Source organism: Cobetia sp. SIMBA_158 (assembly GCF_046566945.1).
GTDB lineage: Bacteria > Pseudomonadota > Gammaproteobacteria > Pseudomonadales > Halomonadaceae > Cobetia > Cobetia amphilecti.
The window spans coordinates 1-252 of sequence record NZ_JAWJYL010000750.1; the positions used below are offsets into that span (position 1 = coordinate 1).

At 26.2% G+C, this 252-nt stretch carries 1 protein-coding gene; it reads right to left on the reverse strand.

The genetic code is table 11. The features are described 5' to 3' along the window. Positions 1–196, reverse strand: a 196-nt coding sequence (locus tag R2R70_RS21805) for a hypothetical protein (RefSeq protein WP_410979169.1), incomplete at its 3' end; no start/stop codon positions are given. Positions 197–252 lie beyond the last annotated feature (56 nt).

Below are 252 nucleotides of genomic sequence, written 5' to 3' on the forward strand. Positions count from 1 at the left end.
TAGCTGGATTTATAATGGAGTTACGCTGAACTGTACCCATTCTAGGTAACAGAACCCCTTTTGTTGTAGATGCAATATCTAAAATTGAAGAATCATCAGGGGTGACTGTATTAATTCCTACTTGTGATAGTAAAAATAATGGTGTAAAAACAAAAATAGTATCATAAATTCGTTTAAAATAAATGTTTAATTTCATATTTTCAATTTAGTGTTATATAAAGTTAATAATTAAATTCTGAAGCTTATAATTTT